Annotated in this window: 14 protein-coding genes, 1 tRNA gene and 1 pseudogene; 12 read left to right on the plus strand and 4 right to left on the minus strand. The window is 75.1% G+C overall.

Translation table 11 applies throughout. The annotated features are described in order from the left end of the window. Nucleotides 1–20: 20 nt before the first annotated feature. On the minus strand, nucleotides 21–1,538 hold the full coding sequence (locus tag O7612_RS20300) for a glycoside hydrolase family 3 protein (protein WP_282266567.1): 1,518 nt from the start codon (nucleotides 1,536–1,538) through the stop codon (nucleotides 21–23). 139 nt (nucleotides 1,539–1,677) lie between these two features. On the opposite strand from O7612_RS20300, the gene O7612_RS20305 reads away from it, so the two are divergent. The 3 genes from O7612_RS20305 (at nucleotide 1,678) to O7612_RS20315 (ending at nucleotide 4,121) form a co-directional block, all read left to right on the plus strand. Beyond that, nucleotides 1,678–1,803 (plus strand): hypothetical protein, encoded by a 126-nt coding sequence (locus O7612_RS20305; protein WP_282266569.1) that lies wholly within the window; start codon nucleotides 1,678–1,680, stop codon nucleotides 1,801–1,803. A gap of 120 nt (nucleotides 1,804–1,923) precedes the next feature. Next, nucleotides 1,924–3,555, plus strand: a complete 1,632-nt coding sequence (locus O7612_RS20310) for an ATP-dependent DNA helicase RecQ (protein WP_282266571.1) — start codon at nucleotides 1,924–1,926, stop codon at nucleotides 3,553–3,555. Nucleotides 3,556–3,617: 62 nt separating this feature from the next. Continuing rightward, complete coding sequence (locus O7612_RS20315; RefSeq protein ID WP_282266572.1) at nucleotides 3,618–4,121, plus strand: hypothetical protein; 504 nt, start codon at nucleotides 3,618–3,620, stop codon at nucleotides 4,119–4,121. Nucleotides 4,122–4,187: 66 nt separating this feature from the next. Here O7612_RS20315 and O7612_RS20320 read toward each other — a convergent pair whose 3' ends face one another. After that, a complete protein-coding gene (locus O7612_RS20320) occupies nucleotides 4,188–6,881 on the minus strand; it encodes a LuxR family transcriptional regulator (protein ID WP_282266574.1) in 2,694 nt (897 codons plus the stop codon). A gap of 180 nt (nucleotides 6,882–7,061) precedes the next feature. Between O7612_RS20320 and O7612_RS20325 the strand changes: the two genes are divergently transcribed. From O7612_RS20325 to O7612_RS20335, 3 genes are all read left to right on the plus strand, one after another. After that, nucleotides 7,062–7,472, plus strand: coding sequence for a Dabb family protein (locus tag O7612_RS20325; RefSeq protein WP_282266576.1), 411 nt, complete (start codon nucleotides 7,062–7,064; stop codon nucleotides 7,470–7,472). Nucleotides 7,473–7,497: 25 nt separating this feature from the next. Then, a complete protein-coding gene (locus O7612_RS20330) occupies nucleotides 7,498–8,535 on the plus strand; it encodes a medium chain dehydrogenase/reductase family protein (protein WP_282266578.1) in 1,038 nt (345 codons plus the stop codon). A 102-nt stretch (nucleotides 8,536–8,637) separates the two neighbouring features. Then, nucleotides 8,638–9,363, plus strand: a complete 726-nt coding sequence (locus tag O7612_RS20335; RefSeq protein WP_282266580.1) for a histidine phosphatase family protein — start codon at nucleotides 8,638–8,640, stop codon at nucleotides 9,361–9,363. A 404-nt stretch (nucleotides 9,364–9,767) separates the two neighbouring features. Here O7612_RS20335 and O7612_RS20340 read toward each other — a convergent pair whose 3' ends face one another. Both O7612_RS20340 and O7612_RS20345 read right to left on the minus strand, forming a co-directional pair. Then, nucleotides 9,768–10,049, minus strand: coding sequence for a transposase (locus O7612_RS20340; protein ID WP_282266582.1), 282 nt, complete (start codon nucleotides 10,047–10,049; stop codon nucleotides 9,768–9,770). A gap of 666 nt (nucleotides 10,050–10,715) precedes the next feature. Next, nucleotides 10,716–10,799: transfer RNA gene (locus tag O7612_RS20345), tRNA-Leu, on the minus strand. 219 nt (nucleotides 10,800–11,018) lie between these two features. On the opposite strand from O7612_RS20345, the pseudogene O7612_RS29480 reads away from it, so the two are divergent. The 6 genes and pseudogenes from O7612_RS29480 to O7612_RS20375 all read left to right on the plus strand — a co-directional run. Then, nucleotides 11,019–11,435: pseudogene (locus tag O7612_RS29480) on the plus strand (tetratricopeptide repeat protein); the annotation flags it as partial. A gap of 2,274 nt (nucleotides 11,436–13,709) precedes the next feature. Further along, nucleotides 13,710–14,117: a fibronectin type III domain-containing protein gene (locus O7612_RS20355; protein ID WP_282274115.1), complete on the plus strand. Its 408-nt coding sequence runs from the start codon at nucleotides 13,710–13,712 to the stop codon at nucleotides 14,115–14,117. Between the two features lie 187 nt (nucleotides 14,118–14,304). Next, nucleotides 14,305–16,929 (plus strand): fibronectin type III domain-containing protein, encoded by a 2,625-nt coding sequence (locus O7612_RS20360; RefSeq protein ID WP_282266584.1) that lies wholly within the window; start codon nucleotides 14,305–14,307, stop codon nucleotides 16,927–16,929. Between the two features lie 35 nt (nucleotides 16,930–16,964). Next, the gene (locus tag O7612_RS20365; RefSeq protein WP_282266585.1) at nucleotides 16,965–17,963 is read left to right on the plus strand and encodes a MoxR family ATPase; all 999 of its coding nucleotides are present in this window, start codon (nucleotides 16,965–16,967) and stop codon (nucleotides 17,961–17,963) included. Between the two features lie 10 nt (nucleotides 17,964–17,973). After that, nucleotides 17,974–19,134: a DUF58 domain-containing protein gene (locus tag O7612_RS20370; protein WP_282266586.1), complete on the plus strand. Its 1,161-nt coding sequence runs from the start codon at nucleotides 17,974–17,976 to the stop codon at nucleotides 19,132–19,134. Between the two features lie 182 nt (nucleotides 19,135–19,316). Further along, nucleotides 19,317–21,566 carry a transglutaminase domain-containing protein gene (locus O7612_RS20375; protein ID WP_282273970.1) on the plus strand — a complete coding sequence of 750 codons (2,250 nt, stop codon included), beginning with the start codon at nucleotides 19,317–19,319 and terminating at the stop codon, nucleotides 21,564–21,566. Nucleotides 21,567–21,650: the final 84 nt, after the last annotated feature.

A 21,650-nucleotide genomic window follows, 5' to 3' on the forward strand; every position in this document is an offset into this window, starting at 1 on the left:
CGGGTGGTCGGGGCGGGTGGTCAGCGGATTCCGGCGAGGAGTTCGGCGGCGGCGCGGGTGGCGGCCCGGGTCGCGCCGTGGGTGGCCAGGTGCAGCCGGCCGGTGACCAGCTCGGGCACCCCCAACTCGACGACCACGGCGTCCGGCCGGCTGGCCAGCGCCCGGTCGACCGCGGCCCGCATCCAGCCGTGCCGGTGCAGGTCCCGTACCACCAGCACCAGCGGCCGGCCGGCCGCCCCGCCGGCCGGGTCGCCAGCCGTGGCGGCCAGGTCGACGGGCTCGGCGGACAGGTCGGCCTCGGTGAGTCGCACGGTGGTGGTGCCGGGGAGCAGGTCGGCCAGGGGTACGCCGAGGCCCCACGGCGTCTCCGCGCCGATGGCGATGTTGTGCGGCGGGGCGAACTCGACCACGTGCGCGGCACCGGTCAACGGCAGCCGGCCGATCGGGTCGCCGCTGACCCGGACCGCCCGCCGGGCGGCGGTCAGGCCGACCGGCGAGCCGTCGACCGGGCGCGGGGCGTCGGCGGGCCGACCGAGGCGGGCGGCGGTGCTCCACTCGGCGAGCTGACCGACCCGCTTCGCGGCCTCGGCGAGCCGTTCCTCGGGTAGCTCGCCGGAGAGCACCGCGGCCACGACGGCGTCGCGCAGGTAGCGGGCGGTGGCCTCGTCGGCGCGCTCACCACCGACGCAGATGGCGTCCGCCCCGGCGACGAGCGCCCGGACGGCGGCGCCGGCGAAGCCGTACCGGTCGGCGACGGCCCGCATCTCCACCGCGTCGGTGACCACCACGCCGGAGAAGCCCAGCTCGTCGCGGAGCAGGTCGCCGAGGATCCGGCGGCTGAGGGTGGCCGGCAGGTCGGGGTCGAGGGCCGGGACCAGCAGGTGTCCGGTCATCACCGCCTGCACCCCGGCGGCGACGGCGGCCCGGAAGGGGACCAGTTCACCGCTGTCGAGGCGGCCCCGGCTCGCCTCGATGCGGGGCAGGTCGTGGTGCGAGTCGACCCGGGTGTCGCCGTGGCCGGGGAAGTGCTTGGCGCAGGCGGCCACCCCGGCGGACTGGAGGCCGCGCACCCAGGCGGCGGTGTGCCGGGCGACCAGGTGCGGGTCGGCGCCGAAGGCGCGTACTCCGATCACCGGGTTGGCCGGGTTGATGTTGACGTCGGCGTCCGGAGCGTAGTTCAGGGTGACGCCGAGGGCGGCGAGTTCGTCGCCGAGGTCACGGGCGACCTCCTCGGTGAGCGCGGGGTCGTCGACCGCGCCGAGGGCGAGGTTGCCGGGACGGGAGCTGCCCCGGCCGGACTCGATCCGGGTGACGTCGCCGGCCTCCTCGTCGATGGCCACCAGTACGTCGGGACGTTCGGCGCGCAGCGCGGCGGTGAGCGCGGCCACCTGCTCCGGGTCGACGACGTTGCGGGCGAACAGCACCACCGCGCCAAGCCCGTCGGCCAGCCACCGGCGGACCCAGTCGGGCGGGGCGGTGCCGACGAAGCCCGGCTGCAGGACGGTGGCGGCCAGGCCCGCCAGGTTGCGCTCGTTCATCCGGCCCCGGTACCCCCGTCGCGTGCCGACGGCCCGGTGCCGTCGCGGTGCTGCCATGGTCACATCGGGCGACGTAATAGTCAATAAACCTTACTGTTACTGTCTGGCGTCGTTCGGGGTCACGTGCGACAGTGCGGGGATGGACCTGCCGCCGCTCGCCGACGCCACCTCCCCGGCCGACATCCCCGGCGTACGCCTGCTCGGCCTGGTGGTCGGCGGGTTGCTGCTGCTGGCCGCGATCCGGGCCGTGTTCGGCCGCCGCTGACCGACCGTCGAGCACGGCCGCACCCCGGGTGACCACCGCCTGACCTGCCCACAGTGGGCGGCACACCGATCCCGTGGGAGCGGTTTCGGCCTCGATCGACCCGGGTACCTCCGGCCCTCGATGAAGCTGTCCATGCACTCGACGACGTTGCGCCGCGCGGCGCGCAGCCTGTTCGGCTGGAAAGCGCTGCGGCCCAACCAGCTCGCCGCCATGCGCGCGGTGATGAAACGACGCGACGCCCTGGTGGTGCTCCCCACCGGAGCCGGCAAGTCGGCGATCTACCAGATCCCGGCGAGCCTGATCCCCGGGCCGACGGTGGTGATCTCGCCCCTGCTGGCCCTCCAGCAGGACCAGATCGCCGCGCTCAACGAACGCCAACGCCCCGAGCTGCGCGCGGTCCGGATCAGCTCGGACGAGAGCGCCGCCCAGCAGGCCGAGGCGATCGAGGACATCCGGCAGGGGCGGGCCGAGTTCCTCTTCATCACCCCGGAGGCGCTGAGCAACCCCGACCGGATGGCCGAGGTCAAGTCGCTGGCGCCGGCCCTGGTGGCGATCGACGAGGCACACTGCATCTCGGCCTGGGGGCACGACTTCCGCCCCGACTACCTGGCGTTGGGCCACCTGATCGACGGTCTCGGCCGCCCGCCGGTGGTGGCGCTGACCGCCACCGCCTCCCCGCCGGTACGCGACGACATCATCGCCCGGCTGCGGCTGCGCGACCCCGAGGTGGTGGTCTCCGGGCTGGACCGACCCAACCTCTTCATCGAGGTCGCCTACTGCCCGACCGACGACTACCGCTGGCGGCGGCTGACCGCGCTGCTGCGCGACGACGAGCGGCCCGGCATCATCTACGTGCCGACCCGACGCGCCGCCGAGGAGTTGGCCGACCGGCTGACCACCGCCGGCTTCCCGGCGCAGTACTACCACGGCGGGATGCCCACCGCCGCCCGGCACGAGCTGCACGAGGCGTTCCTCGCCGACCAGGTGCCGATCATGGTGGCGACCTCGGCGTTCGGCATGGGCATCGACAAGCCGAACATCGCCTGGGTGGTGCACATGGCGCTGCCCGACTCGCCGGACAGCTACTTCCAGGAGATCGGCCGGGCCGGGCGCGACGGTGCGCCGGCCCGGGTGCTGCTGCTGTGGCGGGCCGAGGACGTCGGCCTGCAACGCTACTTCTCCGGCGGCCTGCCGGACGAGACCGAACTGCGGGACCTCGCCGCGCTGCTGCGTCGCCGGCCGGCGACGAAGAAGGCCCTGCGCGAGTCGACCGGGCTCGGGCCGCGCAAGCTCGGCCAGTACCTGGCCCTGCTGGAGCAGATCGGCGCGGCCGAACCCCGGGCCGGGCAGAAGATCGGCGCACCGCGCTACTCCCCCACCCCGGTCGAGGCGGGCGCGGCGGCCCTGGCCGAGGCCGAACGGCAGCAGACGGTCACCCGGTCCCGCACCGACATGATGCGCGCCTTCGCCGAGACCACCGGGTGCCGGGGGCAGGTGCTGCTGGCGTACTTCGGTGAGCAGATGTCGCACGTCTGCGGGCACTGCGACAACTGCCACGCCGGCACCAGCGTCGCCGACAGCGGCGCGGTCGGTCCGTTCCCCGTGCACAGCCAGGTCCGCCACCCCGAGTGGGGTCCGGGCCTGGTGCTCAACTACGAGGAGGACCGGATGACGGTGCTCTTCGACGAGGTGGGCTACAAGACGCTCTCCGTGCGCGTGGTGTCCGAACAGGGTCTGCTGACACTGGACTAGCCTGACCCGGGCGACCGCCCGCGTGCGGTGCCCGCAGTGGAACAACCGAGAGGGGCTCAGTCGTGATCGAACAGCCGGCGTACACCGGGTTCGGGTTCTCCGACGAGGAGTGGGGGCTGCTGGTCGGCCTGCCGCAGTCGGTCCTGACCGCGGCGAGCGCCGCCGAGTCGGACGGCGCCCGGCGCACCCGCGCCGAGAACGCGGCCGGGCTGGAGACCATCGCCGCCGGCCGGGAGTCGGCCAGCCCGCTGGTCGCCGCCGTCGCCGGGGAGATCGTCTCCCGGGTCGGCGACCCCGAGGCCGGCGAGGAACTACCGGTGATCTCGCCGGCCGACCCGCAGGCGCTCATCGACGACGTGCTGGTCCGGGCCGGGCAGGCGGCCACCCTGCTGGCCGCCAAGGTGGACGAGGGCGAGGCCGGGGCCTACCGGCACTGGCTGGTGGAGATCGCCGACCAGGTGGTCGGGGCGGCGTCCAGCGGAGGACTGCTCGGCATCGGCGGCGACCAGGTCAGCGACTCGGAGCGGAAGTTCCGCGACCGCCTCTCCCAGGTCCTCAACGACTGACATCGCGTACGGCGACGGGCCGGGCCAGCCTGACGGCGGCCCGGCCCGTCGGTGGTGCCGGTGGGTTCACGACCCGAGGTCCGGCCGGTCCCTGAGTTGCCGCCGGGAGTTGATGCCGAGCTTGCGGAAGATGTTGCGCAGGTGGGTGTCCACGGTGCGGGGGCTGATGAAGAGCTGGTCGGCGACCTCGTTGGATGTCGCGCCGGCGGCGACCAGCCGGGCGATGTGCAGCTCCTGGATGGTGAGCTGGTCGTAGGTGTGTGACGACCGCCGGCGCGGCCGTTCCCCGGTGGCGCGCAGCTCGACCGCGGCCCGCCGGGCGAACGCCTCGAACCCCGCCCCGGACAGCAGGCGGTGCGCGGTGCGCAGGTACGGCCGGCAGTCCCGTCGGCGGCCCTCGCGTCGAAGCCACTCCCCGTACAGCAGATGTGCTCTGGCCCGGTAGGTCACCAGCGGACTCCGTTCCAGGTACGCGACGGCGTTGCGGTACGGCTCCTCGGAGCCGGTCACCAGCCCTTCGGAGTACGCCGCGATCCCCAGGGCGGTGGCGGTGCCGCTGGCGTCGGCGCGTTCGGTCAGCGACTCCAGCGCCGCCGCGGCGGCCGTGGCGTCGCCGCAGCGGACCGCGGCTTCGACCAGTTCGGGGAGCGAGAAGCTGGCGAGGAAGAGGGCGCCGTCCGCGACGGCCCGCCGGGCGGCGGTCAGCGCCGCCGGATAGTCGGCGAGACCGTTGTGCAGCACCGCCGACGCCCAGTCGATGTTGCCGGTCAGGAGGCCGCTGCCGCTGGTGGCAGCTGCGGCCGACGCCTCTTCGAACAGCGCGAGCGCCTCGGCGCGGCGGCCACGCACGGCAGCCAGGTGGATCCGGTGGTAGAGCTGTGGCGGCCCGCCGGTCGCGTCGGCGATCGCCTCCTCCTCGGCTATCGACGCCGTGGCCAGGCCGAGGTCGGCGGAGAGCGCGCCGTACGAGGCCCGCTGGGCGAGACCGAGACGAATCAGCAACGGCGAGCCGGACTCCTGGCCGGTCCGCACCAACCACCTCACGGTCGCCAGATGCAGGTCCGGATCCCACATCTCCCCCGCGAGCATCAGGGCGAGCGCGGGGTACCCGGTCCAGGCGGGACCGCCGGGACCGTCGAGGACCTGCCGGATCACCGGGACCGCCTTGCGGTGTCCGGTCGTATCCAGCAGGCTCAGCGCGTCCAGGATGTCCGGTGGGCGTGGTCCGGACGCCGGCAGCGACCGGACGGCGGTCAGCACCAGCTCCAGCACGCCGTTGGCCCGGCCGACGAGCAGACTCATCTCGAGCGCGTCCAGCAGACACCTACGGGCCCGCTCCGGGTCCGGCCCGGCCAGCCGCCTGGCGGCGCGGATCATGAACTCCGGGCCGCTGGTGTCCCCGTCGCTCTGGAAGGCCACCTGCCCCCGCAACAGATCGACGTCCGCGAGCTGGAACTCGTCGAGCGCGGCGTGCTCGACGGCTCTGACCAGCGCGGCTGCCCGGTCGGGGCGGCCCGCGGTGAGGGCGGCCTGCGCCGCCGCGAGGGTCCGTCCGATCCGGTCGGCGGGATCCCGGGAGAGTTCGGCCGCGCGTTCCAGGAAGGCCGCCGCGGCCACCACGCCGCCGCGCGCCCGGGCGCGGGCGGCCGACCGTTCGAGTTCAGCGGCGACGCCGTCGTCCGGGCCGACGCTGGCCTGGGCCCGGTGCCAGGCCGAACGGTCCGGGTCGGTGACGGCGTCGGTCGCCTCGGCCAGTACCCGGTGCGCGTAGCGCCGTTCGTCCGCCGACGCGGCACCGTAGACCGCCGACCGGGCCAGCGGGTGGCAGAAGCGGATACCGGTCGTGAAGTGGACCAGTCCCGTCCCGGCCGCGGCGGCGCTGGCCGTCGGCACGTCGATGCCCGACAAGCCCGCCGCCGGCCACAACAGGGCGGGATCGCCCGTCGGGTCGGCACTCGCCACGATCAGCAGGCGGCGGGCCCCGTCCGGCAGACCCGACAACCGGGCCTGGAAGCTACGCTCGATCCGCGTCGGCACCGGAGTGGTCTCCGGTGGCCCGAAGCCGCCCGCCCCGGGCAGTTCGAGCAGCGCCAGAGGGTTCCCCCCGGCCTCGGCCAGCAGCCGGTTCAGCACCTGGTCGTCGAGCAACAGGTGACGTCGGGCCGCCAGCAACGTCCGCGCCTCGGCGTCGCTCAGGCCGCCGACGTCGAGGCCCGGCAACTCGTCCAGTTCGCCCGACGCGGGCAACCGCAGCGCGAACAGCATGGCGACGGGCTCCTCGGCCACCCGCCGGCCGACGAAGGCCATCGCCTTCGCCGACGCCGCGTCCAGCCACTGGGCGTCGTCGACCAGGCACAGCAGCGGACGCACCCGGGCCGCGGCGGCCAGCAGACCCAGGGTCGCCACGCCGATGTGGAAGAGGTCGGGCGTACCCGCCTGGAGCCCGAACGCGACCCGGAGCGCGTCGGCGTGCCGGGCGGGCAGCTCAGCGAGGTGGTCCAGTACCGGCGCACACAGCTGGTGCAGCGCACCGAAGGGCAGTTCCCGTTCGAACTCCGCCCCGGACGCCTGGATGACGCGGGCACCGGACGCCGCGTCGAGCGCGTGTGCCAGCAGCATGCTCTTACCGATGCCGGCCTCGCCGCGTACCACCAGCGCCCCGCCCCGGCCCGACCGCGCTGCCCGCACCAGATCGTCGAGGACCGCGATCTCGACGTCCCTGCCGACCAGTGAGCCCCCGGCGGCGGCAGCGGATCGCACCCGGACACGCTACCCCTTGTCCGGCATCGCCCCGGAACCCCGGCGGATCGCCTACGCGGCTACGCAGTTCCCACCGATGCGGTGCCCGGTCCCGTCGGCGGAAGGTCTCCCTGTCACACCTGCGTCCCCGCCCGCCCCGGTCGGCGAGCGTGCTCACCACACCTCTGGAGGACAGCCCCGATGATCTACCACGGCAACCGGATAAAGATCAGGGACGACGCCGATCCCGGGCTGGTCGCTCAGGCCCTCGACGCCCTCCGCGAGCAGGGCCGGGTCATCCCGGCGGTCACCGCCTTCATCGTCGGACGCGAGTACGGCGGCGACTTCGACTGGGGAGCCGTCTTCGTCCTGGAGGACCTGGACGGATACTGGGAGTATCTGAACCACCCGGCACACGCGAGGTCCGAGCGGCTCGGCATTCCGTTGATGGCGAGGTTCGAGGCCTACGACATCACCGACGACGACTCTCCGGACTTCGCCGCCCGTGTCGCGGCCCTACAGAAGCGGCACTACGAGGCCGACCCGGACCTGCTGGCGGCGATGCCGTCCGACACGGGCACGAGCGTGCACCGCACGCCGGACAGGCCGTAGCCGTAACACTGTGGAGGAACGTCGCATGACCCACGTCGCCACCATCCGTACGACCGAGGTGGTCCTACCGGAAGCGGTCGAACCGAACGGTCTGGAGGTACGGACCCGCGACCTCCCGGCACCGGCGCCGGGGCAGGTCGTCCTGCGGATGGAGGCGACCGGGGTGTCCTTCGCCGAGCAGCAGATGCGCCGCGGTAAGTACTACGACCAGCCGCCGTACCCCTTCGTGCCCGGGTACGACCTGGTCGGCACCGTCGTCGCCACCGGGCCCGGCGTGGACGCCGACCTGACCGGACGCCGGTTCGCGGCGGTGACCAAGACCGGCGGGTGGGCCACCCACGTCCTGGTCGAGGCAGCCGACCTGGTCCCGGTGCCGGAAGGGGTGTCCGCCGCCGCCGCGGAGACGGTGGTGGTCAACGGCATCACCGCCTGGCAGATGCTGCACCGGCTGGCGAAGGTCCGGTCCGGCGGCGTCATCGTCGTGCTGGGTGCCAACGGCGGCGTCGGCTCCACGCTCGTCCAACTGGCCCGGCACGCCGGGATCCGGGTGATCGGCACCGCGGCGCAGCGGCACCACCACACGGTACGCGAGCTGGGGGCGACCCCCGTCGACTACCGCGACCCGGGCATGTACCACCGGATCAGGAGCCTCGCGCCGGACGGCGTGGACGCGGTGTTCGATCACGTCGGGGGCCCCGGCGTGCAGCAGTCGTGGCAGTTGCTGCGCAGGGGCGGAACGCTGGTGTCGTACGGCACGGCGGCGACGAAGGACGAGGAGGGCAACTCCCGGCTGCCGGTGCTGAAACTCTTCGCCCAGCTGAAGCTCTGGCACACCCTGCCCAACCACCGGAGCGCCTACTTCTACAACTTCTGGGCCGGTCACCGCCGTCCGGAGACCTTCCGGCGCACCCTGGCCGAGGACCTCACCACCGTGTTCCGGTTGCTCGCCGACGGCGTGCTCAGCCCGCAGATCGCCGCACGGATCCCGCTGACCGAGGCCGCGTCGGCGCTGACGCTCGCCGAGTCCCGTACGGTCGCGGGAAAGGTCATCCTCGTGCCCTGAGCGGACGCCCTACCGGGCTGCCACGGCGTGTGCCCATGGCGGTGACCGTGGGCGCACTCCCGGCGGCCGTCCCTGGCGGGCGGGTGGTGGAAACCTGGAGGCATGGACACCGTCGCGCAGTTGACCATCGTCCGTCACGGGCAGAGCGCCGCCAACGTCGCCTTCGCCGACGCCCACGCACGCGGCGTCGCCGAACACGGCCTCACCGGCCGCGACGCCGACGTCGACCTGTCGCCGCTGGGTCGGCACCAGGCCACCCAGCTCGGCCGTTGGCTCGCCACCCGGCCCGCCGACGAACGTCCCGAGCACGTCGTCTGCTCCCCCTACCTACGGGCCCGGCAGACCTGGACCCGGGTGGCCGACACCGCCGCGTCGCTCGGCGTCACCCTGCCGCCGGCCGAGATCGACGACCGGCTGGTGGACCGGCTCATGGGCGACCTGGAACTGCTGACCCCCCTCATGATCGCCGAGCGGTTCCCCGCCGAGGCGCACCGGCTCGCCGCCAACGGCCTCTACGCCTACCAGCCACCCGGCGGCGAGACGTTCGACCACGTCGCCGCCCGCGTCCGCGCCGTCCTGACCGACCTGAACACCCGCCACGCCGGCCGGCGGGTATGGGTCGTGGCCCACGACGCCGTGGTGATCGCCGCCCGCCACCTCCTCGACGAGCTGCCGTTCGTGGACCTCGACACGATCGTCGCCACCACCCCGATCGCCAACACGTCCCTCACCCGCTACGCCCACGTCGACGGCCGGCTCGACCTGGTCGAGTTCGCCGCCACCACCCACCTGACCGGAGGGCACCACACTGCCCCCAGTCGCCAATGACTCGCCTCGGTGGGCAGGAAATCCGACCCCTCGTCGGCAGCTCCACGACATCCGTGACACACCGCAGGACGCCGACAGCAGGAACAGGGGCACTGGCTACCGGAAGCGATGACTCGGGTGCGTCCACGGGAATGGTGTACGAATTGCCGGTGATGGGGGTGTTGAAGACGTGCCGAATCGGGGTGAGCCTGTAGGCGCCGAGCAGGGCACTCCTGGCGTCGTCGCGGCCCTGCCAACTCGCGGCGAGCACGGTCACGGTGACCCGTAGCCCCCGGGTGTCGGTGCTTCCGGCCTTTGATCTTTTTCGCGGCGTCGTAGCCTCGGCTGTCGCATCCGACGGTGTCAGCGCCCTTCACGCTCTGCGAGTCGATGATCCCCGACTACGGTTGCGGCTCAGCGCCCTGTTACACCCGTGCCCTGATCCGCAGCGTGGCCAGGAGTTCATCGGTGACGCCGGCTTCCTCCCAACGGATGAAGTACCAGGACACCGTCTGCCAGGATGGCAGGTCAGCTGGCAGGTGCCGCCACGGGCACCCGGACCGCACCACGTACAGGATCGCCTTGACGATCTCCCGGCGCGAATGCCTCTCCCGGCGGCCGTCTGTGTTCGGCTCCGGCAGCAGCGGCTCGATCAACGCCCACGGGGCATCGGTCAGATCGGAGGAATAGCCACGGCGTGCAGACACCGCGCCACCCTGCCCGTCCCGCCGGTGAAAGTCATGCCGCCAGGCGGTCCACAACAGAACTTTTCAAACACGCACTCAGCGGCCGATTGGCCAAGAAAAGCCATACAGGATCATGAAGCGCCCGTCTACACCGGACACACGCGCACACGCTACACCTTCGGCCCGTGCGGCGCACACACCCACGCAACACGCCCAATTGAGCGGGTGAGGTTCCCCCGGTTCGCTGGAGGGCCGCCGCCGGCAGACGGAGATGACCCTGACCGGTCACCGTGAACACACCCTGCCGATCCGCGCGGAACACCACCAGACCGGCACCCTCATGGATGTGCAGCCGGGTGCCCGGCACCCAACCGAGCGCCCGAACGACCCCACTGTCGGCGATCCGACCGCTGGCATCCAGCGCCGCCACCCCATAGACCATGCTGCCGGCACGAGGAGTCGGAAGATCCGGAAGCGGCAACGGCCGACGACGAAGACCCCCGTCAGACCGCCCACCCGGCTTACCCGGCCCCGCCGGCGGAACGACGGGAGCGACCACAACGTCAGCCACGCCGACCACCCCCGCCCGAAGCGGGACCGGCCGACGTCGACTCGGAGATCAGATCGGTGTGGTCAAGCGCGCCCGACCACCAGTACGTCGTAGACAGCAGGGATGCTGCCAAAGTGTGTCCGAGGGGGGACTTGAACCCCCACGCCCTATACGGGCACTAGCACCTCAAGCTAGCGCGTCTGCCATTCCGCCACCCGGACTTGCCCGTTCAGCCTACCGGGTCGGCTCCGGCGTCTTTCACCCCGGTCAGCCGGCCTGGTGGGCCGCACGGGGCATTACTGTACACGGCCGGAATGGATCATGCACATCACCGTCGGGCGGCCGGGCGTGAACTGGATCATCGCAGGTCAGAAGCCTGCATCGGAGCGCATCACCGGGTGGGTAGCGTCCGGACCCGTCCACGCGGCAGCATTGCTGGCGTGTCCGCACCCGCACCCCTCGCCGCAGTCCGACACCGGGCGCTCGCCCTGCGTTCCTCCGGTGACCTGTCGGCGGCCTGCCGGCTGCTCGCCGACGCGATCGACTCGGCCCGCCCCGCGTACGGTGAGGACCACCCGGAGGTCATGGGTGCGCTGTACCTGCTCGCGCGGCTGCACCGGGAGGCCGACGAACCGACCGCCGCCCGCCGGGTGCTGGAGGAGGCGTACGCGGCCGGTGAGCGGCGGTGGAGTCCGGCCGATCCGCTGATGCTCGCCCTCGCCTTCGACCTGGCCGGGGTCGCCGAGGAGCTGGGCAACCGGCACGAGGCCCGCCGCAACTACACCCGGGTCGCGACCGCTGGCCCCGCCGTGCTCGGTGACCAGCATCCCAGCGTGCGGGCCGCCCGCCGGTACCTGGGCATCCCGGCCGACCACCCGCAGCCCGGACCCGCCGCGACCGCCCCGCCGGCACCGGCCGCCGCACCACCGGCCCCTCCGGAGCAGGGATACGCGCCGTCGACGGCACCCCGGCAGGGGCACCCGCCCGCGCCGACGCCCCGGCCCGGAACCGCCCCGACGCCACCGGCACCCCCCGCTACGGCGCGTCCGATCTCCGCACCGCCCTCCGCCGCGGACGACCCACCGTTCCCGCCGAGCCCTTCCGCCCCACCGGACTCCCGCGGCGGGCCGCAGCGCACGCCACCGACGCCACGCCAGGGCACCGCCCCGGCCACCCCAGGTCCTGACGCCGAACCCCGGGTGCCGCTACCCCGGCAGATGTACGGCGCGACCGCCCGTCGGCCCGGTGCACCCCGCCGACCGGTGCCCCCCGCAGCGCAGTCGGACCCACCGTCCCCTCCCGCGTCGCGCACCGTCATCCCGGATTCCCCGGCGGCGCTGCCGCACCCGGCCGCGCCGGAGGTGACGCCACGCTCCGCCCCCGTGGCGTCGGAATCGTCCCGACCGCACCCGGCGCCACCGTCCTCCTCGTCCGCGCCGGTCTCCGGTGGCGGACCGGCAACGTCGCCCTGGGCACCGCCGCACCTCCAGCCGCAGCACGAGCACCCACCGCCCGCCGCACCGCCGCACCCCCCTCCACCGCACCGTCGAGCACCGTCGCTCCCGCCCGAACGGTCCGACCCCGGCGGGTCGACCGCCCGGTCGTCCGTACCGCACCACGGACAGCCGACCGCGATACCGCCCGTCCCGCCGGCCCGGCACGGACAGCCGACCGTGCCGCCACCCGGTCCACCGGCGCAGCACGGGCAGCCCCCCGCGCTGCCGTCGGAGCCACCGGCGCAGCACGGGCGGCCGGTGGCGATTCCCGCCGGCCCGGCCCGGCCGATCGCCCTGCCGGCCGGTCCCCCCACCCGGCGCGGTCAGCCGACCGTGCTCCCGGCCGCCCCGCTCGGCGGACGGGACGACGGTACCGGTCCGGTTCGCCCGGTTTCCGGCACGACGCCGCCGGAGGGGCACGTCGCCCGCCCGGTCAGCGCACCACCCGCCGCCGGGTTGCCGTCGGCGCGGGGCTGGGACCGTCCGACGGTGCAGGTACGCCAGATCGGGCCGTTACTGGAGGAGCGGGACGGTGACGCCGCCGCAGACCAGCGGACGCTGCCCGATGCCCGCCCCCCGGCCGGCTCACCGCCCATCGCCGTCCCGGCCGGCGGATCGTCCCCGGCACCGGCAGGGCAGCCGACCCCGAACACCCCACCGGCACCGGACGCCACCGTCGTCCCACCACCGGCGACGACTCCGGCACCGCCGGCAGGAGCAGCAGCACCGGCGGGACCACCGCCGCCAGCACCGGCACCACCAGCAGGGCCACTGCCGCCGACCCCGGCACCACCGGTGGCAGGGCTGACCGCACCGGCGGCGACGCCACCGCTCGCGGTACCGGCAGCAGACACCCCACCGGCAGCCGCGGAATCCTCACCGGCGACCACGCCGACGCTGCCGGACCGACCCGGTACGTACGGTGGGTCGACCGGCGCCCACGTGCCGGTTCCGCCGGTTGGTGGGGTACCCGCCGCGCCGCCGATGCCGTACGGGCCGCCCACGACAGCCCCGCCGGTGAGCGCTCCCCCCGCCGGAGCCCCCCGGCAGCCGGCCGACGGACCGTCGACACGCGGGATGAGCCGGCCACCGACGCAAGCGCCGGCCTCTTCCGCGGCGCCACCGGCGTACCCGGTCGGCGGCCCGCAGGTGGTGGAGCCGCTCGATCCGGCGGGTCCGCCGTCGCTGCGGCGGCCGTCGGTGGGTGCGCCACCGGCGTGGAAAAGCGGCCACTGGGACACGGGCGACCTGCCGGGCCCGGGCGAGCCGACGGGCACGGGTAAACCGACGGACGCGGGCGGGCCCACGGACACGGGCGAACCGACGGGCACGGGTGAACCGACGGACGCGGGCGGACCCACGGACACGGGCGAACCGACGGGCACGGGTGCGACGGCGGGGGCCGCCGACAGCCGCCGGGGCGTCGAGGGCGGTTTCCCGCTGCCGGCCGACCCCCCGGCCGAGGGTCCGGTGGCGCGGGCCGGGGCGGTCGAGCAGACGCCACCCGCCGTACCCGCCCCGCCGGTACCGGCACCGACCGGCGGATCCGCCGCCCAGGCGCACCTACCGCCCCCGGTGCGGGACGCGGGTGATCCCGGGCACCCGACGCGGACCGGAAGGTCGCGGGGTCGGCTGGTGGCCGTGGTGGCGGGAGTGGTGGTGGTGCTGGCTGTCGGGGGCACGGTCGGCGCGTTGACGCTGGGTCGGGAGTCGACCGATCCGGGACAGTCGACCGGTGCCGCCGGGGGGACGGCCGGGCCGCCGCCGGCCGACCTGAAGCTCCGTGACGATGCCGCCACCATCACGGTCACCTGGTCCGATCCGAGCAACGGGTCGGTGCCGTTCATGGTCGCGGGTGGACGGACCGGGAAGGCGCTCGGGGTGATGGCGACCGTCGACCCCGGACAGACCAGTTTCACGGTCAACGGGTTGAACACCGAGGTGGACTACTGCTTCACCGTGCTGGCGGTCTACTCGACGAACGCGTTCGCGACCTCCGGTCAGGTCTGCACCGACCGGGTCCGGCCGTCGCCTAGCCGCTGACCGGGTCGGTACCGGCCGGCACCGCGGGGGTGCGTGGAACCGGGCTGATCCCCGGCACGCTGGGTGTCCGAATCGGAACGGTGCGGGTTTCCTCGTCCCGGGGTGGCCCATATGATGTCCCACGGTTCAGGGCAGGACGGCCGGCACCCGGCCCGCCGCCCGGCCACCGGACGGAGGGCGAGCCGCTGTGGCCAGCATCGACGATGCCGCGAAGACCGGTGTCGGGGCGTCCCGTCGGCGGTCCCGGTTACGGGGCGGGCTGGTCACGGTCGGCACGGTGACCGCGCTGGTGGCCGCGCTGGGGCTCACCCTGCTCGGTCGGGGTGCCGCCGAGGACGCCCTGGCCAGCTTCGACGCCAGCAGTTGGCTGTGGAGCAGCACCCGCAGCGAGCTGGCCCGGGTCAACGGGATCACCGCCCGGGTGGACACCCGCAAGGAGGTTCCCGGCGCCCGGCAGCACCCGGTGCAGGTCACCCAGACCGACCGGGTGCTGGTCCTGCGGGACCTGGAGACCGGTCAGGTGAGCGCGCTCGACCTGGCCACCCTGCAGATCACCGCGACCACCCCCACCACGCCGGGCCTCGGGGTCAACGTGGTGCTGCACGACGACGCCGCCTTCGTGGTGGACGCGGTGCGGGGGGTGGTGCGGCAACTCGACCCCCGTTCGCTGGTGCCGGTGGGTGACCCGGTGCTCTTCCCGCCGGGCATCACGGCCGGCGCGTTCGACGGTCGGGGCCGGTTGTGGATCGCGGTGCCGACGGAGGGGACCGTCGCGGCGGTCACCGCCGCCGCCCTGCCGTCCGGGCCGGTGTCGGGGGCGGCCGGAGGGCACGGGCCGCAACGGGTCGAGACCCATCCGGTCGCCGAGCCGAACCACGAGCTGGTGCTGTCCACCCTGGACGACGGGGTGGCGGTGCTGGACCGCACCACGGGCATGTTGGTGACGGTCCGGGCCGGGCAGGTCCGGCGTACCGCGCTCGGCGCGACGGCCGGGGGTGCGCTGCCGGCGCGGACGAGCGGCCCGGTGGTGCCGGTGACGATCGGCGGGGACCGCCGGGTGCTCGCCGTGGGTGACGGCCGGGTGGTCACCCGGTTCGTGGTGCCGGGCGGCGGTGACCGGGTCGGGCCGGCGGTCGCCTGGGCCGGCCGGTTCTACTGCGCCGACGGGGTGACCGGCACGGTCTACGCGTTCGACGCCGCCGGGACGTTGGTGGAGACCATCCGGCCCGGCCGGGCCGCCGGCCCGTGGGAGCTGGAGGTGCGGGAGAACCACCTGTTCATCAACGCCCCGGGGGCGGCCACCGCCCGGGTGGTCGACGACGCGCACCGGGTGCGCACGGTCGACAAGTACGCCAACGACGTGCTGGGCGGGGATCCGCCGCCGGATCCGCCCCCGCCGCCGCCACCGCCGAAGCCGCGGGTGGGCAAGCCCGGTGCGCCGCAGCAGGTGACCGCGACCGCGGGCGACGCGCGGGCCCGGGTGGTCTGGCGGCCGGCGGCCGCGAACGGCGCGGCGGTGCTGCGGTACGTGGTGGAGGGCGCCGGCCAGCGGCACGAGGTCGGGGCCAACCAGCGGGCGGTGGAGATCACCGGGCTGACCAACGGGTCGACGTACACGTTCTCGGTGCACGCGGTGAACGCCAAGGGCGACGGTCCGGCCCGGCGCAGCAACCCGGTGACCCCGACGGCGGCGGTGCCCGATCCACCGGCCGGGGTCACCGCGCAGGCCCGCGCCGACGGCACGGTCCTGGTGCGCTGGCCGGCCGCCGACGGGCAGGGCAACCGCATCGCCCGGTACACGGTGACCGCGAGTTCGGCCGGCGCGAACGCCCCGGTGGGCGAGTCGCGGCGCACCGAGCTGGTGGTCCCGGCCGGTGAGCTGACGTACGGCACCCAGTACGCGTTCACGGTGACCGCGGTGAACGACCGGGGTGCCGCCTCGGCGGCCTCCCCGATCAGCGACCCGGTGGTGCCGTTCACCGCTCCCGGCCGACCGACGGAGCTGCGGGCGGTCACGGTGGCCGACCGGCCGGGCACGATCGCGGTGCAGTGGTCACCGGCGGCGGCGAACGGCCGGCCGGTGAGCCGGTACCAGGTCGACGTGGGCGGGCGGACCAGCGAGGTGACCGACACCGCCACGACGGTCACCGGGCTGGGCGACGGGCAGAACGTGATGGTCCGGGTGAAGGCGGTCAACGAGGCGGGGCCGGGGCCGGAGGCCACCGCGACCGCGCGCACGGTGGCGGCGCCCCGGGTCACGGTGACCGGCTCGTCGGCCGACGCGACGTCGGTCACGGTGACGTTCACCGTGGACGCCGGTGGCGGGGAGCCGACCTGCACCGCCGCCACCGGCGGGAAGAGCGCGACGGGCGGCTGTGCCAGCCTGCGGGTGACCGGCCTGACCCCGGGCACGGCGTACACGGTGACGGTGACGGCCGCCAACGCCGCCGGTCGGGGCACCGCCACCCGGGCGCAGACCACCGACCCGCTGTACGGGGTGGCGACCTGTGTCAACGGCCCGGACGGCGACCAGCGCACCTACTGTGACGCCGATGTGGACGGTCGCAACGGCAACGAGGTGTTCTCGGTGCCCCGACAGGACGACGACAAGCAGGTCGGCTGGGCGAAGCCGGGCACCCGGCTACGGGCGTACTGTCGGCGGCAGGGCGAGAACGTCGATTCCTGGATCTACAACGACCAGAAGCAGAGCACCTGGTGGGTCCGGGTCGACTACCGGGGCCGCAACTACATTCCCTGGGCCTGGCTCAACCTGGCCGGCGGTGACGACATCGCCGTGCTGCCGACCTGTTGACGTCCGTCACCCCAGCCGAGGAGCCTCCCGCCGTCGTGAACAGCACCCCCGAACCGCTCAGCCAGCCGGAGGTCCAGGGTTTCGCCGCCCTGGCCGCCCGGTTGGCGGAGAACGTCAACGCGGTCGTGCTGGGCAAGCCGGAGGTGGTCCGGTTGGCGTTGACCGCCCTGTTCGCCCAGGGGCACGTGCTGCTGGAGGACGTGCCGGGGGTGGGCAAGACCACCCTGGCGCGGGCGGTGGCGGCGACGGTGCAGGGCCAGTGGCGGCGCATCCAGTTCACCCCGGACCTGCTCCCCTCGGACGTCTCCGGAGTGACGATCTTCAACCAGGCCACCCGGGGGTTCGAGTTCCATCCGGGGCCGGTGTTCGCCAACATCGTCATCGCCGACGAGATCAACCGGGCCTCGCCCAAGACCCAGTCGGCGCTGCTGGAGGTGATGGAGGAGCGGACGGTCACGGTGGACGGTGTCCGGCACCCGGTGCCGCAGCCGTTCCTGGTGGTCGCCACCCAGAACCCGGTGGAGATGGACGGCACGTACCGGCTGCCCGAGGCCCAGCTGGACCGGTTCCTGGTGAAGTTGTCGGTGGGCTACCCGGACGAGGCGGTCGAGGTGGAGGTGCTGCGCGGGGCGACGGTCCGCTCCCCCGACTCGTTGCAGCCGGTCACCGACACGGCCACCGTCGGGGAGATGGTCCGGATGGCCCGCCGGGTGCACATCGCCGAACCGCTCTACGGGTACGCCGTCCGGCTGGCCACGGCCACCCGCCAGCATCCACAGGTCCGGGTGGGGGTCAGCCCCCGTGGGGTGATCGCGTTGACCCGGGCGGCCTGCGCGTACGCGCTGATCGACGGCCGGGGCTGGATCATGCCGGAGGACCTGAAGGCGCTCGTCGAGCCGGTCTTCGCCCATCGCCTGCTGCTCACCGCCGACGCGCAGGTGCGCGGGGTGACCGCCGCCGAGGTGCTGCGCCAGGCGGTGGCGTCGGTGCCGGTGCCGCTGCCGTCGGGCCAGTCGACCCCGACGCACGGCTGACCGGGCCGGGATGGGGCTCACCACCCGGGGTGCCGGGCTGCTCGTCGCCGCGACCGCGCTGCTCGGTGCCGGGCTGCGGTTCGGGTATCCGGAGCTGACCATGCTGGGGGCGGCGGGCGCGGTGGCGGTCGGGCAGGCGGTGCTGGGCGCGCTCCGCCGTCCCCGGCTGGTGGTCGCCCGGGCGGCCGACCCGGACCGGGTGGCGGTGGGCGAGCCGGCCCGGATGACCCTGACCGTGCGCAACGCGGGCCGGTTGCGGGTGACCAGCCTGCTGGCCGAGGACCGCTGCGCGGGCCGCCCGGTGCCGGTGCCGCTGCTGCGGCTGCGCCCCGGCCGGGACACCACCTGCGGGTACGACGTGCCGACCCGTCGACGGGGGGTGCTGCCGGTGGGGCCGCTGCGGGTGACCCGCCGCGACCCGCTGGGCCTGTGCGCCGCGACCCGCCCGTACGGGCCGGCGACGGTGATCCGGGTGCATCCCCGGGTGTTCCCGTTGACGGCGGTGCCCACCGGGGCGGGGCGCAGCCTGGACGGCCGGGTGGACGGGGTGCCGCACGGGTCGATCACCTTCGACTCGTTACGCGAGTACGTGGTCGGCGACGAGTTGCGCCGGGTGCACTGGCGGACCAGCGCCCGGGTGGGTGAGCTGATGGTGCGGGAGAACGTGGACACCAGCCTGCCCCGGATCGTGGTGCTGCTGGACAACCGGGCCGCCGCCCACCCGGACCGGGCCGACGGGGTGGCCGCGTCGTTCGAGGCGGCCTGCGAGGCGGCGGCCTCGCTGGTGGTGGCCGCGTTCCGGCAGGACCTGCCGGTGGTGTTGCTGCCGGTGGATCCGGCCGACGACCGGGCCGCCGACCCGGCCCTGGACCGGCTGGCCGCGGTGACCCTGGCCGGCACCGGTCCGGGCGGCCCGGCCGACGGGGTGCTGGGCGCGGCGGTGGCCCGGCTGCGCCGGGAGCGGCCCGGCGACACCCTGGTCTTCCTCACCGGCCCCGGCGGCCGGGACGACCTGGGGCGGCTCGGGGCGCTGCGTGGGGCGTACCCGTCGGTGGTGGTGGGGATGTTCGGGGCGGACGGGCCGACACCGGCGGCGGGCGGGCCGGTGGTCCTCGACGTGGCCGACGGCGCGGCGTTCGCCGCCGCGTGGGACACGGTCCGCCGGTGGTGACGGTGACCGACCGACCCGACGGGACCGGCCCGGGCAACGGCCCGGGCGACGGCGGACCGGGCGGCAGCGGGCCGGGCGGCGGCGGGCGGGGCGACGGCGGACCGGGCGGCGGCGGGCGGGGCGACGGCGGGCCGGACGACGGCGGGCGGGGCGGCGGCGGGCCGGGCCGGACGGCCGGCGGGCTGCCGGGGCGGGTGCTGCGGGCCGCTGTGGTGCCGACGACGCTGGTCGCCGCCATCGGCCTGACCGGGGTGGTGCTCAACCGGGTGTACGCCGGTGACCTGCTGACCCGGCTGGTGTGCGGTGCGGCCCTGGGCGCGGTGCTGGTCAGCGTCGCCGCCCGCCGACTGCCGTCCTGGCTGGTGGCGCCCCTGTCGGTGACCGCCATGCTCGGCTGGACGGGCTGGTCGGTGCGGCTCGCCGCCACCCGGGCCGACCTGCCGGGCGGTTTCCTCGACGTGGCCGCCGACGCGGCCGGCAACGCCGTTCCCCGGCTGCTCACCGCGATGATCCCGGTCGAGCCGGCACCGGACACGGTGCTGGTGCCGGTGGTGGCGGCCTGGTTGGCCGGGCTGGCCGGCGCCGAGGTGGCGATACGTGCCGGGCGGGTGCTGCTGGGGTTCCTGCCGGCCACCGCGCTCTACGTCGCGGTCGTCTACGTGGTCGGCCCGAACGCGGCACCGGCGGTCGGGGCGTCGGTCGTCTTCGCCGGGCTGATCGCGGTGGCCCTGGCGACGGCCCGCACCCCCGGCCCGGACCCGGCCGCCGGGCTGGCACCGGCCCTGCGGGCCGCCGTCCGGCTCCGGGCCGCCACGGTCTCCGCCGCCGGGGTGGCGCTGGTGGTGGCGGCGGCCGCCCTGCTCGGCCCGGCCCTCGCCGGGCGGGTCGACGAACGGCCGGTGGACCCGCGTCGCTACGTGCCGCCGCCCCGGGTGGAGTCGCTGGACGAGAACCCGCTGATCCGGATCTCCGGGTGGGCGCTGGAACCGCAGCGGAAGCTGCTGGACGTGTCGACCCGCCCTCCGGCGGACGGTCCGACCACGATCCGGCTGGCGGTGCTCAGCGACTACGACGGGGTCACCTGGCGGGTGGGGGCGACCTACCGCACCGCCGGTCGGGTGCTACCGGCCGGGGAACCGGGCACCGGGACGGTGGACACCGTCCGGCAGGAGATCACCGTGGCCGGATTGACCGGCCGGCTGCTCCCGGCGGTCGCCACCCCCCGTGCGGTCGACGGCGCCCGGGTGGCGTACGACCCGCAGAGCGGGACGCTGATCCGGCCGGAGGGGCTGGTGCCGGGGCTGACGTACACGGTCACCTCGGCCCGGGAACGGCCGGACGCGAACCTGCTCGGCACCGCCGACGTGCCGGCCGGTGCGCAGGTGGCCCGGGTGCTGCGGGTGCCCGACGGGGTACCGGAGCCGTTGCGCCGGCTCGCCACCCAACTCGCCGAGGAGAACGGCGCCCCGTACGCCCGGGCGGCGGCGGTGGAGCAGTTCCTCGCCGAGCACTACCGGCTGGTGGCGGACGCGCCGAGCGGGCACGCGTACCCGAATCTGGAGTTCTTCCTGTTCGGGCCGCGCAACGGTGGCGGTCAGCGGGGCACCTCCGAGCAGTTCGCCGCCGCCTTCGCGGTGCTGGGCCGACTGACCGGCCTGCCGACCCGGGTGGTGGTGGGGTTCACCGCCCGGGGGGACGGGCCGGTCCGGGCCGCCGACGCGTACGCCTGGCCGGAGGTGCTCTTCACCGGGGTCGGCTGGGTGCCGTTCGACCCGCTGCCCCGCCCCGACAGCGCCCCCCGCCCGGTGGAGGAGGACTTCCGACCGGCCGCGCCGAGTCCACCGCCGTCGGAGGTGCCCGAGCCGACCCCGGCCCTCTCGACCACCCCACCGGCGGTGGCCGGGCCCGGCCACGCCGCCCCGGAGCACGCCGGGCCGGTCCCGGTCTGGTTGGGGGCCGGTGCCGTCGGGCTGCTGCTGGTCGGGGTGACGCTGGGGGTGCTGGTCGGCTGTCGCCGGGCACAGACCCGCGCCCGGCTGGCCCGGGGGGATCCGGCGACCCGGGTGGGTGGCGCGTGGCGGCACGCCACCGACGCGCTGCGCCTGTCGGGCCGGCCGGTCGGCGGGCAGCTCTCCGCCACCGAGGTGGCCGAGCTGGCCGGGCGGGCGCTCGCCGAGGACTCCGGGCGGACCGGGCAGGACTCCGTGCGGACCGGGCAGGACTCCGGGCGGACCGGGCAGGAGGCGGCGCTGACGGAGTTGGCCGGGCTGCTCAACCAGGCGGCCTTCGCCCCGGGCACGTTGACCGACGCCCAGGCCGACCGCGCCCGCAGTCTCGCCGAGGGGTACGCGACGGCGCTGCGGGCGGCCCGCCCCCGCTGGCGGCGGCTGCTCTGGTCGGTGCGTCCCGGCCCGCTGCGCTGGCCCCGCTGACCCCTGACCGGCACCGCCGCGCACCGACCGGCCCCGGGGCCACGACGGCTCGCCCGGCGGCCGGTCGTCACCGGTGGCGGCGCA

The organism is Micromonospora sp. WMMD987 (genome assembly GCF_029581435.1).
Lineage (GTDB): Bacteria > Actinomycetota > Actinomycetes > Mycobacteriales > Micromonosporaceae > Micromonospora > Micromonospora rifamycinica.